A 15,392-nucleotide genomic window follows, 5' to 3' on the forward strand; every position below is an offset into this window, starting at 1 on the left:
TGTCTGTATTTAACGTTGCTTGATCTTTTTCGAAACATCTAGCGATTCACGCCACAAATTGGCCAGCGCGACGCTGTCACCATCTTTCTCGGCCTGCTGAATCTGTGCCTGCAAGACCAGGTTGCGCGCCTTAAGCCGCTCCCGCTCCATCGCTTTCTTGTAATCTGCAAAGATGCGGACGGGGTCTTCGGCCAGAGCCTCATCGTCCTTTATAATAATACCCGATAGAATCTCTTTTTGGTCTTCGCTTAAGCTGTTCAGCACGCGGTCTTCATCCACGCGACCCTCGGCAGTGCTGTACTTAATGAGGGCAATGGCAATAGCTCGTCGGTCATCGTCGTTAAACAGGGTCTCCGGGGTCGCCTCTGCGACCTTGATGCGGACCTCATTGTTGATCTTCATTAGATGCAACAGCCATTCCTGAATCTTACATTCTCCGTCCTGGCCGACAACTGGTCGCGAAGAAGGTCTCTGTGGCGGTGAAACAGCCGTCGAAAAAGTCGCTTTTGGGGGAGATGTTGTCACCCTCGGCCGCGATATCGCCTTCTTTTTAAGCAACGCCTCATCAAGCCCCGTACGCTGAGCCAACTCCTTGAGGTACAGATCCCTTTCCAGTTCGCTCGGCAACAGACGTAATTTACTGAGAACCTCTTCAGCAGCCCGCGCTTTGCCCTCGATACTGTCGCCATGCAGGGCCAGGCAATGCTCCAGATAGACCTGCAAAACCGGGCGGGCCCGGTCAAAATAGACTTGCAACTCCTCGGGCGCATGGCTCGCCAGATAAGAATCCGGATCCTCATCGGCCGAAAGCTCAACTACGGCCGCTGACACCCCCTCGGCCAGCAGCACCTCCATAGCGCGAAAGGTCGCCTTGCGACCGGCTTTGTCCTGGTCAAAGAACAGTAGCAGCTTTTTACAATAACGCTTCAGCAACCGCGCATGCTCGGCGGTCAGGGCCGTGCCGCAAGTCGCCACGGCATTCTGAAAACCGGCCCGATAGAGGGCTAGCTGATCAAAATAGCCTTCGACGACAATTCCCGTCTCGCTGCGACGCATCGCATCTTTGGCCTGGTAGAGACCATAGAGAATCCGCCCTTTGTGATAAATCGGCGACTCGGGCGAATTGATGTACTTGGGCAAGCTGTCATCCAACACCCGACCACCAAAGGCCACCACCCGACCGCGGCTGTCCTGAATAGGAAACAGCAGCCGCTTCCGAAACAGATCGTAATCGCTTCGACCATCACGACCGGCACGCACCAGTCCAAGCATATCCCTGGCCCATTTGGGCTCAAAACCCTTACCGGCCAGATGGTCGGCCAACGCCTGCCAGCTATCGGGCGCATATCCCAAGCCAAAGGCGCGAACCGTTTCCCCTTCATAACCGCGATGACGCAGGTAGCGGCGTCCTTCCGCCCCCCGGGGGTCCTCGAGCAACTGCTGATGGTAGAAGGCGGCAGCCACCTCGCTGACCCGCAGTAACCGATCCCGATCTTGCCGTTGCTGCTCTTCGGCCGGAGTCAGCTGTTCTTCTTCAATTTCAACTCCAGCTCGTTCGGCGAGACGACGGAGCGCTTCGGGAAAACTCAATCCTTCCATTCGCATAAGAAAGGAAAAAGCGTCGCCACCCACCCCGCAGCCAAAACAGTGAAATATCTGCCGGGGTGCGTTGACATTAAAAGACGGCGTTTTTTCGCTATGAAAGGGGCAGAGCCCCAGGTGATTGGCCCCCGAACGTTTCAGTGGCAGATAGGAGGATACCAGCTCGACAATGTCGATACGTTCGCGGATCTCCTGAATCTTATCTTCACCAATTCGTCCCGTCATGCCCTTCTCAGCTGTGCAATGGTCACATTGTCGCCACCACGCGCCAGATCGGCGGCGTGAAAAGCCTCCACCTCACGATGGCCAGCCAAAAACTCCCGCACGGCCCGACGCAGAATACCTTCGCCGCAACCATGCACGATTTCCAGCTCAGCCAAACCTTGCAGCAGGGCGTCATCAACGAAACGGTCGAGCAGCACCAGGGCCTCATCCACTCTTTTGCCGACCAGCAGCAGCCGACTTTGCGGAGCGTCCCTCTCCACTCGATTGCGCACCTTGCCACCATCGCTCTTTCGCCGTGCAAACCGCCGCGGCTGAAACTGTTCCAGGGAACTCAGGGACAGACGCAACTTTTTCCCCTGCACGGATAATTCGGCCTCGTCGCCGGCAACCCGCACCACCTCGCCTTCGCTAGCCAGTGCAGGAATACGCAATAACTCCCCGACGGCCACATCTTTTGGCACAGCAGTGGACTGGGGCTTTGTTGCCGGAACAGGCCGCATCGCCTCCCGGACCTGCCGGAGCTCGCCGGTCAACCGTGCTTGTCCCGCAACATCAGGCGCTTCCTGCCGCAGGTCCTTGAACAGCCGTTTGATTTTATCTTCGGCCTCCCGAACCAACCCTTCACCACGCCGGCGGGCTTTGTCGAGCAAGGCCTGGCGCTGGCCCTCAAACTCTTCCAGCAATTGCTTACGCTTGGTCCGTTCTAGACGGGCCCGCTTTCGCAATTGCTCGGCCTCTTCCAGCCGTCGGGATAATTCCTGTTGCTGCTGATTGATCTTTTCGATCAGATCCAGCCCAGCCTTTTCGCCCTCACCGAGATAACCTTCGGCGCGCGACAGCAAGCTCTCCGGCAAACCGAGCCGGCGGGCGATGGTAAAAGCTTTACTCGCACCGGGGATGCCGTAATGTAAGCGATAGGTCGGCTGCAGGGTCCGTTCGTCAAACTCGACAGCGGCATTCTCCACCCTCGATTCCAGCAGGGCATAGCCTTTAACCAGGTTCAGGTGAGTGGTCACCAGCGTCTTGGCTCCGGCACCACGCAATTCATCGAGTACCGCCATGGCCAGCGCCGCACCTTCAGCCGGATCAGTTCCCGTACCGGCCTCATCGAGAAGCACCAGGGAGTAACGATCGGCCTGTTGCAGAATCTGCCGCATCCGGCTTAAATGTCCTGAAAAAGTCGACAGGCTCTGCTCAATACTCTGCTCGTCACCGATGTCGGCGAAAACCTCATCAAACAGAAACAGCCGACTGTCTGGCCGACAGGGTACATGCAAGCCGGAACGAACCATCAACACCAAAAGACCGGCAGTCTTTAACGCAACACTCTTGCCGCCGGTATTGGGACCACTGATTACCAGCGTATCTTTATCGGCAGGCAACAGCAGGTCGATGGCCACCGCCTGATCCGGAATCGGGGTGCCATCAGCCTCAAACAGCAGCAAGGGGTGACGGGCACCCTTTAGTTCAATGAGCGGTTTATCCACTAACTGCGGCGCGCTTCCGTCGCTAAAGCGGGCAAATCGAGCAGCAGCAGCGCGCAAGTCAAGGCGAGCCAGAATCTGCTGATTTTCCCGCAAGGCATCGCCCTGATGTCGTACACCGTCTGCCAGTCGACGCAGGATGCGTTCCAGCTCCCGCTGTTCTGCTCGCTGCAGAGCCTGCAGCTCGTTGTTTTTGTCGAGTACCGCGGTCGGCTCAACGAACAGGGTTTGACCACTGGCCGATTCGTCGTGAACGAAGCCCTTGAGACGACCACGGTGATCGGCCTTGACCGGCACCACATAACGTCCGTTGCGCTCGGTCACCAACCGGTCCTGAAAAACCCCATCATAGCGGTCGGACAGCAGCAGCTCTTCGAGAATCTTGCGTATCCGTTCCCGCAAGCGGCGCAGCTGATATCGCAGGTCGCCCAACTCAAAGGAGGCGCTGTCGAGAATCTCTCCTCGCGGGCCGATGCTTTCACCAATTTCGCGACGCAGGGCCACGCAGGGTTGCAGACCGGCGGCCAAACCCGATAAAAGGGGCGCCTGCGGCCGTTCGGCCAGATAGTTGCGGCAGTCGTGAGCCGCCTCAAGGCTGCTCTGCACTTCCAACAACTGTTCTGCAGGCAGCCAAACCCCCTCGGTACTCAGCTGACGCAATGCCGGCAGCAGGTCGCAGCAAGCGCCTACCGGCGGCCGACCAACCTGTTCCAACAACTGACACATCTCCCCCACCTCGGCCAAAGCCTCGGCAACCGCCGTTTTTTCCGGTAAGGGCTGCAATTCCAGGGCCAGCTCCCGCCCCGGTACCGTGGAGGTGAAACGCGCCAGCAGACTGCGTACTTTATCGTATTCGAGTACTCGCAGAGTTTCTTTACTCATCGGCTCCCTGGCGATTGAACACTGTTACCGGCAGCCGAAGGCTTGACCACCGGCTGCTGCGCCAACACCTGGCTGCCCTGATGGAGCAGGGTATCGCCAAACCGGACGAGTGGCGGCGCCAATTGGGACTGTTCGAATAAATCACGAACCGGCGGCGGCAGGGGGCTGAGGCTCAGGCTCAGGCCATACAAAACCAGGGTCAATAACAGTCCGCCCTGAACCAAACCGAACAAGGCACCGGCCACGCGGTTGAAACCGCCGAGAAAGAGCAGCTTGATGAAACGGGACAGCACAAACCCCAGCAAGCCGAAGAAAATCACCGTCAGCAAAAACAACGCAGCGAAAGAAATCACCACGCACAGCTGGCTAGGCCAGGTCACTCGTTCTATCAAGAGCTCCGCCAACGGTGCATGAAAACGCACCGCCAGAAAGAGGCCGCCGAAGAGACCGCACAAGGAGCACAGCTCCCGCAAAAGCCCGCGCCACAGGCCCTTGAGAACGAAACCGGCCAGCAAGAGCAAAATAGCGATATCGAACAGGTTCATAGGAATGCCGAAGGCGTCTGGCTCAACCGGCCAGGCGTTCCTTAACCAGAACGCTGGCTTTCTTGCCATCGGCCCGGCCCTGGGCCCGCTCACCGACCAGCTTCATCACCGGCCCCATATCACGCATGGAGGTAGCCCCCAGCTCGCCAACGATTTCGTCGATCAAAGCGACCAACTCCTCGTCGCTTAGAGGTTCGGGCAAAAACTCCTGCAGTATGGCCAATTCGGCTTCTTCCTTTTCAGCCAGATCCAGACGCTGATTGTCTCGATAGACCTGAGCCGATTCTTTACGTTGCTTGACCAGAGTACCGAGAATGGCAATAACCCCCGGATCATCGAGTTCCTCGCGGGTGTCGATCTCGCGATTTTTGATGGCCGAGCGAATCAGTCGAATAGTACTCAGGCGTTCGCTGGCCTTGGCCTTCATGGCCTCTTTCATGGCGTCGGTCAGTTGTTGTTTGAGACTCATTGGCCTGTCAATCCTTACAAGGTTGGAAAAGCACAAAAAGGCGACCGGAAAACCGATCCCCTTGCAATCGATATAACACCCTAGGCTTTTAGCCTAACGGGCGTCACTCTTCTGGCTGCGGCTGGCCTTTTCGGTCAGCCCGGAGACCCCGAAGCGCCTCCGCAATTCGGCATAGATGCGCTCCGGTGGCAAATCGTAATAACCGAGCAGCACCAACACGTGAAAAAACAGGTCGGCTGTTTCGGATACCACTTCTTTGGGATCGCCACCCTTACCGGCAACAGCGGTTTCCGTCGCTTCTTCACCAATCTTACCAAGAATTTTATCGAGCCCTTTGGCAAACAGCGAAGCGACATAGGACTGATCTGCAGACTGATCGCGCCTCTGCTGTACGATGCGATAGACCTCATCCAGGATATCGACTGGTGCCGCCTCGCCCTGCGGATCTTGCCAGAGTACGGTGGAAAAACAATCGGGAGCCTCCTGAATCTCAACGGACAATAGCAGGCAATCACCGGAACAGCTCAGACGTGCTTCGCGAACCAGTTCAGGTGCATCCTCAGACGTCACCACCGCCCCCTTGGAGCGGGAGTAGCGGTGCAGTTGGCCGCTGGCTTCGGTCTTGGCGAAAGCCTCGGCATTAAGATGCGACAACATCAATACCGCACCACTGGCGGCATCTCGGACCACAGCCGGCACCAGGCCGTTCTTATCGAATTGTATTTGCTCCAGAAGAGCCATGATTCCTCCCCGGCACTCTATAAGCGAGCAGGCACGCCGTGCTTAAGCAGATATTCCTTGCACTCGCGAATAGTATATTCACGGAAATGAAAAATACTCGCAGCCAATGCAGCACTGGCACCGCCTTCGGTCAAGCCCTCGCGGACATGTTCAAGGTTGCCGACCCCCCCCGAGGCAATAACCGGAATATGCACCCGGTCGCTGACAGTACGGGTCAAAAGCAGATCATATCCGTCCTTGGTGCCGTCGCAGTCCATGCTGGTGAGCAAAATCTCGCCGGCGCCGTAGGCCTCCATTCGTTCCGCCCAATCGATAGCGTCGATCCCGGTCGGGGTACGCCCGCCGTGGGTATAGACTTCCCAACGCTGGGGATCGGAATCAGGCACCCGGCGAGCATCGATGGCTACCACGATACACTGGGAGCCGAACCGTTCAGCGGCCTCGCGAACGAATTCAGGACGATAAACGGCAGCGGTGTTAATGGAAACCTTGTCCGCTCCGGCATTCAACAGTCTGCGGATGTCCGCAATCTCGCGAATACCACCGCCGACGGTGAGGGGCATAAATACCCGCTCGGCGGTGCGGGACACCACGTCGAGGATAATGTCGCGCTTGTCGCTGGACGCGGTGATATCCAGGAAGGTCAGTTCATCGGCACCCTGAGCGTCGTAGATTTCCGCTGCCTCCACCGGATCTCCGGCATCGCGCAATCCCACGAACTGGACCCCTTTGACCACCCGGCCGTCCTTGACGTCAAGACAAGGTATGATTCGTTTACTCAGCATTAGTTATCCTGCAAAGATAAGAATGGTTTACCGCCATTACAAGGGGCGCGAAGATTTTTAATCAGCGCCCACGCTTGGTCAAAGCCACCGCTTCGCGTAGATCAAGGCTGCCGGTATAGATGGCCTTACCGGTGATCACCCCGGTCACGCCGGCCGACTCGACCGTCATCAAACGAGCGATATCGTCGAGAGACGAGACCCCGCCGGAGGCGATAACCGGCACGCTGATGGCTTCGGCCAATTGGCGAGTGGCCTCGATATTCGGGCCCTGCATCATGCCGTCGCGGGCGATGTCGGTATAGATGATTGCTTCGACACCGTACCCTTCCATCTCTTTAGCCAATTCGGAGGCACGCTTTTCGGTCACATCGGCCCAGCCCCGCACCGCGACCAAACCGTCCTTGGCGTCGATACCAACCACAATACGGCCCGGAAAAAGCCGACAAGCCTCGGCCACCAGGGCCGGATTTTCCTTGGCCACGGTACCGAGAATCACCCGGCTGACCCCGAGCTCAAGATAAGCCTCGACGGTGGCCAGATCGCGGATACCGCCACCCAGTTCGGTCGGCATGGAAACCGCCTCGACAATGGCCCGGATCGCCTCGCGATTGCGGGGCACGCCGGCAAAGGCGCCATCAAGATCGACGATATGCAACAGTTCACCGCCCTGCTCCTGCCAGGACAGGGCCTGACCGGCGGGATCGTCGCTGTAGACGGTGTCCTTGTCCATGAGCCCCTGCTCGAGGCGCACGCAGCGCCCTTCTTTTAAATCGATGGCCGGAATAACGATCATTTACAATTCTCCAAAGTTTTTCAGAATGTGCAGCCCTACCTGCTGACTCTTTTCCGGGTGGAACTGGGTCGCCATGACATTGTCGTGCCAGATGCTGGAGCAAAAACGCTGGCCGTAGTCTGTAGTGGTGGCCACCACCTCCGGATTCTCGGGATCGACATAGTAGGAGTGAACAAAATAGACTGCCGACCCGTCCGCCACACCACGCAACAGTGGAGACGGTTGCTCGATGGAGATCTGGTTCCAGCCCATGTGTGGCACCTTGAGCCGTTCCCCCGCAACTTCCATATCCTCGGCGAAACGCCTTACCTTGCCGGGTATAATACCGAGTCCCTGATGGCAACCGAACTCTTCGCTTTCGGTGAACAATAATTGCAGCCCAAGACAGATGCCGAGAAAAGGCCGACCGGTGGACACATGGCTATGAATAGCGTCAATAAAACCGCCGTTACGAAGATTATCCATGCAATCCTTAAAGGCACCGACGCCGGGAAGCACCAGTTTATCGGCTCGCTCCACCACACGTGGATCGGCTGTCACTTCGGCACTGAAACCGACCTTTTCGAAGCCCTTCTGCACACTGCGCAGGTTGCCCATACCGTAATCGATGATGGTAATCATGCTATTCCAGCTTTCCTTTACTCGACATAACCCCGACAATACGCTCGTCGCTGCCGGTGGCTTCATCCAAAGCGCGGCCAAAGGCCTTGAAGATCGCCTCAATGATGTGGTGCAGATTGCTGCCGTAAGCCAGGTTAACATGCAGGTTGACACCGGCGTGGTTACAGAAGGCAACGAAAAACTCTTCGGTCAGTTCAACATCGAAATCACCGACCTTGGCCTTGGGCAGGTCAACATTGAAAACCAGACAGGGCCGTCCGGAAAAGTCGATATCGACCGTGGCCAGCGCTTCGTGCATGGGCATGGTACAACGACCGTAGCGGCGCATACTCTGTTTATCGCCGATCGCCTTTTTAAAGGCTTCACCGAGACAGATACCGAGATCTTCGACGGTGTGATGAGCATCGACCTGCACATCCCCTTCGGCCTGCACGGTGAGATCGAAGAACCCATGTCGGGTCAACAAGACCAGCATATGATCGAGAAAGGGCACTGAGGTAGCGACCTCCCCTCGGCCGGAGCCATCCAGGGACAGGGTCAGATGAATCCGGGTTTCTGCGGTGTGCCGATCGATGGTCGCGCTGCGTGGCATATCCTTCCCCCCATAGTGTTCGGTTAGGTCCGCCATCGCCAGCGGACGCCATTGAATCAACTAAGAATTTCGCAAGCCATAAGATGGTTAAGCAAAATTTTCAACCTGCAAGGCATAGCGGCTTTTCAGAGACAAAGACATTCTTACGGGATATCGAGTTCCTGAAAAACGCTGCAACGCAGCAGGGTAAGCTTTTTGCGACGCCATCAATTATTTATCGATACGGATCGATACCGACCTGCCGTGGGCAGCGAGCCCTTCCAACTCCGCCAGTGTGACGACCGCCGGGCCAATCCGCTGCAAACCTTCGCGGCTCAAAGAAATCAAGCTCGATTTCTTAACAAAATCGTCCACCCCGAGAGGCGAGAAAAAGCGCGCCGTGCCACCCGTCGGCAGGGTATGATTGGGCCCGGCCAGGTAATCGCCGGCCGCCTCCGGAGTATGGTGGCCCATGAAGATCGCGCCGGCGTGACGAATCGACGGCAGCACGGCAAAGGGATCGGCCACCGCCAACTCGAGATGTTCCGGAGCAATGCGGTTGCTGAAGGTGATGGCTTCGTCGAGATCGGCCGCGACAACGATCGCCCCGTAATTGGCCAGGGATCGCTCGGCGATTTCTCTTCGCGGCAACACAGTCAGCTGTTCAGCGAGGGCCTCTTTGACCGCTGCGGCAAAAGCGCCGTCGGTAGTGACCAGAATGCTGGCGGCCAACTCGTCGTGTTCGGCCTGGGACAGCAGATCGGCCGCCACGTGCCGGGGGTCACCGCTACCGTCGTTGATGACCAGGATTTCACTCGGTCCCGCAATCATGTCGATATCGACCTGGCCAAAGACCTGCTTCTTGGCGGTGGCCACGTAGATATTACCGGGACCGGTGATTTTGTCGACTCGCGGTACACTTTCGGTGCCGAAGGCCAGGGCCGCTACCGCCTGGGCGCCGCCGATCTTAAACACGCGATCGACCCCGGCCAGCCTGGCCGCCGCCAGCACGTGAGGATTGATCTCACCTTTGGGCATCGGTACGACCATGACGATCTCGCCGACTCCGGCCACCTTGGCCGGCAGGGCGTTCATCAATACCGAGGACGGATAACTGGCCTTTCCGCCGGGAACGTAGATTCCGACCCGGTCGAGGGGCCGCACCAGCTGGCCGAGCAGCATATCCGGCTCGTCGGTGGACAGCCACGATTCCTGCTTTTGCTTGCGATGAAAGGCTTCGATGCGATCAGCAGCCAGTTGCAGAGCGGCACGGGAGTCATCGTCGATTTCAGCCAGGGCCTCTTCCAGTTCCTCGGCCGAAACCTCGACGGTGGCTGCGCTGAGGTCCAGTCCATCGAAACGGACGGTATAGTCGAATAAGGCCCGGTCGCCTTCTTGGCGGACCCGGGCGATAATTTCGCCAACGACGTCCTCGACACCGGCCGGAGGTTCCTCGCCACGGGCCACGATACGCTCAAGGGCCGCTTCGAAGCTAGCATCGTCAAAGCGCAGAAATTCGATCATGCTCTCTCCCAAACGATAGTTTTTAACCGGAGATGGTCACTTCGTCACCGATCACCTTTTCCAGATCGGTGATAATGCGGCTGATCCGCTGATGCTTGGTCTTCAGACTGGCCCGATTAACGATCAAACGGCTGGTGATTTCAGCAATGGTTTCTACTTCGACCATACCGTTATCGCGCAAGGTGGCGCCGGTGGAGACCAGGTCGACAATGCGCTCGGCCAAACCCACCAGCGGTGCAAGCTCAATGGAACCGTAGAGTTTTATGAGCTCCACCTGCACGCCGCGCTCCGCAAAATAGCGCTCAGTGATGTTGGGATATTTGGTGGCCACGCGAATATTCGACCAGCTGCTCGGGTCTTCTTCCTCAAGCAGGGCCTTAGGTTCGGCGACCATCAGCCGGCAATAACCGAACTTGAGATCAAGGGGTTCGTACAGGTCCTTGCCCTGTTCCAACAGGGTGTCCTTGCCGACCACACCGATATCTGCGCAGCCGTATTCTACATAGGTCGGCACGTCAGTAGCCCGCACCGCCATAAAGCGAAACTTACTTTCGCGGTTCTCAAAAACCAGTTTGCGGCTATCCCCAGCCATTTCCGGACAGGTGATACCGATCTTGCCAAAGAGTTCCATCGAGTCCTGCATGATGCGCCCTTTGGGCAAGGCAAAGGTGATAAAATCACTCATAGGTTAACCCTCGGTGAATCGTGGATGGTTTAAAAAAACAACAACCGGAACGAAAGCAGTATCAACTTCGTTGCCGATATAAATCAGCGGTTACGATTCTTCTCTGACCCGCTCAATACGGGCTCCCAGCTGACGGAATTTGTCTTCGATACGCTCATACCCCCGGTCGAGGTGGTAGATCCGTCGAACCTCGGTCGTATTGTCCGCCGCCAGTCCGGCGAGCACCAGGCAGGCACTGGCCCGTAGATCGGTAGCCATGACCGGTGCGCCAAGCAGTTCCTTGACTCCCTTGACCGTCGCCTGGCCTCCTTCGATAGAAATGTCTGCTCCCATGCGTTGCAATTCGCAGACATGCATAAAGCGATTTTCAAAGACATTTTCACTGATCACGCTGGTGCCATTGGCCAACACCATCAGAGCCATGAATTGCGCCTGCATATCGGTGGGAAAACCCGGATGAGGTCGGGTCTTGATGTCGACCGCGGCAATGCGGCGCGGGCCCTTGACCCGAATCCCCTCTGCTTCTTCGAATACCTCAACACCGGCTTCGCGCAATTTGCAGATCAACGCTTCAAGATGCTCGGCTCGAGCACCACCGACCAGCACATTGCCCCGGGTCAAAGCAGCGGCGACCATAAAGGTACCGGCTTCGATCCGGTCGGCCATGACCGAAAAATCCATGGGCTGCAGCTCATCCACCCCTTCAATGGTGATGCGATCGCTGCCGGCACCATGAATATTGGCGCCCATGGAACAGAGCGCGTCAGCCAGATCCACGATTTCGGGCTCGCAGGCGGCATTTTCCAATACCGTGGTGCCCTTGGCCAGCGCCGCGGCCATCATCAGGTTTTCAGTGCCGCCGACGGTGGGAAAATCGAGATAGATATGGGCTCCCTTAAGCCGCTTGGCACGAGCCTCGACATAGCCATGATCCAGCTCGATCCTTGCGCCCATGGCTTCCAGCCCCTTGAGGTGGAGATTGATCGGCCGGGCTCCGATGGCGCAACCGCCGGGCAAACTGACCCGCGCGTGTCCAAGTCGAGCCAGCAAGGGCCCCAGAGCCAGTACCGATGCGCGCATGGTGCGAACCAGCTCGTAAGGTGCTTCAACACTCTGAATGGCCGTTGCATCAACGGTGCACGTATTGTCCTGGCGTTCAACCTGTGCACCCAGAGCCCCCAACAGACGCTCCGCAGTGGTAATATCCCTCAGGTTCGGCACATTGCCAAGACGATGAATTCCGGGAGCAAGCAAGGTAGCAAAGAGTAACGGCAGGGCGGAATTCTTTGCGCCGCTGACCTGAACACTTCCGGAGAGTTTCCGGCCACCATGAATAATGATTTTTTCCAAAAGTCTCTTGCCTGTCAAAAAAAGGTTTATGCTTTGGCAGTAACTGCGCAACGGCCTCCGACTACCCGTGCCACACCGGCATAATCGTTACGGCAGAAGACTTCAACCAATCCCGCTTGCGTCAGCAGTTGCTGTACCGCCTGAGCTTGACCAACACCAACTTCCAGCAACATCCAGCCGCCAGCAGTTAAACACTGCCGCGACTGAGCCGACAGAATTCGATAGCAATCAAGGCCATCACTGCCGCCAGCCAGCGCCAAGTGCGGCTCGTAATCCCGCACATCGGGCTGCAAAGACGCCAAATCCCCCTGGGGTATATAAGGCGGGTTGGCCACTATCAGCTCAAAAGGGCCGGTCGGCAAAGACTGAAGATCCCCCTGCTGAAAGGAAATCCGCTCGGCAACATTATTGGACCGAGCATTTTCTTTTGCCACAGCCAGAGCCGCATCGGAAAGATCGATAGCTACAAGCTGCGCACCTGGCAACTCATGAGCCAAGGCAATAGCTATCGCGCCACTGCCGGTGCCGACATCCAGAATACGGCTTTCGCTGTCGGCCCTTTGCAAGGCCTCTTCTACCAGCACCTCGGTATCGGGGCGGGGGATCAGCACTTCGGGCCTGACCACCAGCGGCAAAGACCAGAACTCACTGCGACCGAGAATATAGGCCACGGGTTCCCGCCGGGCACGTCGACCCACAAGTTGACGATAGGCGGCCAGTTCCGTCGCCTCAAGGGGGCGGTCGTAGTTGACATACAGGCCGACCCGGTCGAGTTGCAGGACCTCGGTCAGCAACAGTTCTGCATCAAGCCGTGCCCCTTCAATGCCCTGTTCCTGCAGGTAGCCGGCTGTCCATTGTAAAACCTTGAGCACCGTCCACGGCTCGGCCAAGATCAGGCCTCCTGGCCGGCCAGAGCCTCGCTCTGGCAATGGGTGCTGATGGCGTCAACCAGCTCGTCGAGACCGCCCTGCATAATATTGTCGAGCTTATAAAGAGTCAGCCCGATACGATGATCGGTGCAACGGCCTTGAGGAAAGTTATAAGTGCGAATGCGCTGGGAGCGATCGCCACTGCCAACCTGAGTCTTGCGATCAGCGGCCATTTGCGCCTGCTGCTCGGCCATCAGGCTATCGAGGATGCGGGACTTGAGCACCTTCATGGCCTTGGCCTTGTTTTTGTGCTGCGACTTTTCGTCCTGGCAGGAAACCACCACGCCGGTCGGCACATGGGTGATACGTACCGCCGATTCGGTCTTGTTGACATGCTGGCCTCCGGCGCCGGAGGCACGATAGACATCGATGCGCAGATCGGTCGGGTCGATATCGACATCAACATCTTCCGCCTCAGGCAGCACAGCTACGGTACAGGCCGAAGTATGAATGCGCCCCTGGGTTTCCGTTTCCGGAACCCGCTGTACCCGGTGAGTGCCACTTTCGTACTTGAGCCGGGAATAGACTCGCTGGCCGCTGACCATGGCGATGACTTCCTTCATGCCACCGGCATCGGAATCAGAACAGCTGAGAATCTCGACCCGCCAGGACTGGCGTTCGGCATATCGGCTGTACATGCGAAACAAATCCCCGGCGAACAGGGCTGCTTCGTCGCCACCGGTTCCGGCGCGAACCTCCAGGATAACGTTCTTTTCATCGTTGGGATCTTTGGGCAACAACAGCAGTTTGAGTTCTTGCTCCAACTCGGTACGCCGCTCTTCCAGTGCCGGCAATTCCTCCCTGGCCATTTCCTTGAGATCAGGGTCGCTATCCTGCAGCAACTCGCGGTGTCCGGCAATCTCATCGCACAACTGCCGATAATTGTCGAAGGTTTCGACTACGGGGGACAATTCGGCATGCTCTTTGGTCAGCCCCCGAAATCGATCTTGATTGGAAGCCACCTGCGGATCAGAGAGCAACCCCTCGACCTCGCGCAAGCGATCAACGACCTCTTCCAGCTTTTCAAACATGGGATCCACGACCAACGACTCCTTACACGTCCCCTGAAAATCTGATCAGAGTTCGGAAAACTCCCGCCGCACTTGATCAATGGCACCACAAGTCATAGCGCCTTCAGGGCAGGGTTTGGTCAGACAAGCGGGGCCCGCTCCGGCAAAGAGCAGAGGTGCGGCAATTCGTGCCAAACGCAACATTTCGATAGCCATAGCGCGGATTTCCCACTGGGCTCGACGGCAACAGCGCAAGTTGAAAAAATGCAGCAATTCTCGCGCGTTCATGGTCAGCACCAGCTTGGTCTGTGCGGCATTGGGCAGCACAAAGCGAGCATCCTCTGCCGGAACACCCGACTCAAGCATCTCACGATACAACTCATGCACCTCATCAAAAAGCCGTTCGTATCGCTCCAACAACTCGGGCCGTTCGGCAATTGTCGGTGGTACTACAGCAGCAAAACGTTCCTTGTGGGAAACATAACGCTGACTTTGCTGTGAAAAGGATGCTAGACGATGGCGGACCAACTGATGGGAGCAAGCACGACTAATCCCCTCGACACCAAAGGAAAAGGAGGCGTGCTCTAAAACAGACAGATGCCCCAGGGAGAGAATTTTTTCCAACAGCCGGGCACGCTCTTGCGGTCCCTGTTCCATCAACTGCTCAACAGAAGATGCTGAATAGCAAAGCCGGGCCGCCGCCGCCACCACCCGTTCGGGCTCGGGAGTATGCTGCAATAGCTGTACGAACATGGCTCCCCTCGGTCAATCAACGGCCCAACAGGCCGGAAGCGCTCCGCAGCAGGCCTCATGCCCGATGCGATAGAAAAAACTCGACAAGCCGCAGCGCACAGGCGCTGCGGCTCAATAAAAAAGAAACGGTCCCGGAGGACCGTCCCGGTACCTACTTCTTCTGGCCGTATTTTTTGCGGAAACGCTCAATTCGACCCGCGGTATCCATCAACTTCTGCTTGCCGGTAAAGAAGGGGTGGCAAGCCGAGCAGACTTCCGTGGTGATTTCGTCTTTTTTTGTAGAGCGAGTCTCAAAGGAAAAGCCACAGTGACATTTAACTGTGACCACATCATAGGCAGGATGGATTCCGTCTTTCATAACTCTTGTTCTCCTTGATGCCCTGGCTTTGTACAGGGCCTGATATTGTCAATAAGGCAAAAAGC

The 15,392-nt window shown here is 57.2% G+C and carries 16 protein-coding genes; all 16 read right to left on the reverse strand.

The window, feature by feature from the left end; genetic code table 11:
- Positions 1–9: 9 nt before the first annotated feature.
- Positions 10–1,827, reverse strand: a complete 1,818-nt coding sequence (gene dnaG / locus A7E78_RS08305; protein WP_072283783.1) for a DNA primase — start codon at positions 1,825–1,827, stop codon at positions 10–12.
- Positions 1,824–4,193, reverse strand: coding sequence for an endonuclease MutS2 (locus tag A7E78_RS08310; RefSeq protein WP_072283784.1), 2,370 nt, complete (start codon positions 4,191–4,193; stop codon positions 1,824–1,826). Before A7E78_RS08310 ends, dnaG begins: the two co-directional genes overlap by 4 nt.
- Complete coding sequence (locus A7E78_RS08315) at positions 4,190–4,807, reverse strand: CvpA family protein (protein ID WP_235606721.1); 618 nt, start codon at positions 4,805–4,807, stop codon at positions 4,190–4,192. The genes A7E78_RS08310 and A7E78_RS08315 overlap by 4 nt, the downstream gene beginning before the upstream one ends.
- Positions 4,761–5,207 (reverse strand): GatB/YqeY domain-containing protein, encoded by a 447-nt coding sequence (locus A7E78_RS08320; RefSeq protein ID WP_072283786.1) that lies wholly within the window; start codon positions 5,205–5,207, stop codon positions 4,761–4,763. The genes A7E78_RS08315 and A7E78_RS08320 overlap by 47 nt, the downstream gene beginning before the upstream one ends.
- Before the next feature lie 93 nt (positions 5,208–5,300).
- Complete coding sequence (locus A7E78_RS15760) at positions 5,301–5,624, reverse strand: phosphoribosyl-ATP diphosphatase (protein WP_072285094.1); 324 nt, start codon at positions 5,622–5,624, stop codon at positions 5,301–5,303.
- 341 nt (positions 5,625–5,965) lie between these two features.
- Positions 5,966–6,733, reverse strand: coding sequence for an imidazole glycerol phosphate synthase subunit HisF (gene hisF, locus A7E78_RS08330; RefSeq protein ID WP_072283787.1), 768 nt, complete (start codon positions 6,731–6,733; stop codon positions 5,966–5,968).
- Positions 6,734–6,794: 61 nt separating this feature from the next.
- Positions 6,795–7,526, reverse strand: a complete 732-nt coding sequence (hisA, locus tag A7E78_RS08335) for a 1-(5-phosphoribosyl)-5-[(5-phosphoribosylamino)methylideneamino]imidazole-4-carboxamide isomerase (protein WP_072283788.1) — start codon at positions 7,524–7,526, stop codon at positions 6,795–6,797.
- The gene (hisH, locus tag A7E78_RS08340; RefSeq protein ID WP_072283789.1) at positions 7,527–8,147 is read right to left on the reverse strand and encodes an imidazole glycerol phosphate synthase subunit HisH; all 621 of its coding nucleotides are present in this window, start codon (positions 8,145–8,147) and stop codon (positions 7,527–7,529) included.
- Between the two features lies 1 nt (position 8,148).
- Complete coding sequence (gene hisB, locus A7E78_RS08345; protein ID WP_072283790.1) at positions 8,149–8,739, reverse strand: imidazoleglycerol-phosphate dehydratase HisB; 591 nt, start codon at positions 8,737–8,739, stop codon at positions 8,149–8,151.
- Positions 8,740–8,949: 210 nt separating this feature from the next.
- On the reverse strand, positions 8,950–10,239 hold the full coding sequence (gene hisD / locus A7E78_RS08350) for a histidinol dehydrogenase (RefSeq protein ID WP_072285095.1): 1,290 nt from the start codon (positions 10,237–10,239) through the stop codon (positions 8,950–8,952).
- A 25-nt stretch (positions 10,240–10,264) separates the two neighbouring features.
- On the reverse strand, positions 10,265–10,927 hold the full coding sequence (gene hisG, locus A7E78_RS08355) for an ATP phosphoribosyltransferase (RefSeq protein ID WP_072283791.1): 663 nt from the start codon (positions 10,925–10,927) through the stop codon (positions 10,265–10,267).
- A 90-nt stretch (positions 10,928–11,017) separates the two neighbouring features.
- Positions 11,018–12,277, reverse strand: a complete 1,260-nt coding sequence (gene murA / locus A7E78_RS08360) for a UDP-N-acetylglucosamine 1-carboxyvinyltransferase (protein ID WP_072283792.1) — start codon at positions 12,275–12,277, stop codon at positions 11,018–11,020.
- A gap of 26 nt (positions 12,278–12,303) precedes the next feature.
- Complete coding sequence (gene prmC, locus A7E78_RS08365; RefSeq protein WP_072283793.1) at positions 12,304–13,167, reverse strand: peptide chain release factor N(5)-glutamine methyltransferase; 864 nt, start codon at positions 13,165–13,167, stop codon at positions 12,304–12,306.
- Positions 13,168–13,169: 2 nt separating this feature from the next.
- Positions 13,170–14,237 carry a peptide chain release factor 1 gene (gene prfA / locus A7E78_RS08370; RefSeq protein ID WP_072285096.1) on the reverse strand — a complete coding sequence of 356 codons (1,068 nt, stop codon included), beginning with the start codon at positions 14,235–14,237 and terminating at the stop codon, positions 13,170–13,172.
- 45 nt (positions 14,238–14,282) lie between these two features.
- Positions 14,283–14,969 carry an FAD-dependent thymidylate synthase gene (gene thyX, locus A7E78_RS08375; protein ID WP_072283794.1) on the reverse strand — a complete coding sequence of 229 codons (687 nt, stop codon included), beginning with the start codon at positions 14,967–14,969 and terminating at the stop codon, positions 14,283–14,285.
- Positions 14,970–15,120: 151 nt separating this feature from the next.
- Positions 15,121–15,327: a 50S ribosomal protein L31 gene (gene rpmE, locus A7E78_RS08380; RefSeq protein ID WP_072283795.1), complete on the reverse strand. Its 207-nt coding sequence runs from the start codon at positions 15,325–15,327 to the stop codon at positions 15,121–15,123.
- Positions 15,328–15,392: the final 65 nt, after the last annotated feature.

The organism is Syntrophotalea acetylenivorans (genome assembly GCF_001887775.1).
GTDB classification, from domain to species: Bacteria; Desulfobacterota; Desulfuromonadia; order Desulfuromonadales; family Syntrophotaleaceae; genus Syntrophotalea_A; species Syntrophotalea_A acetylenivorans.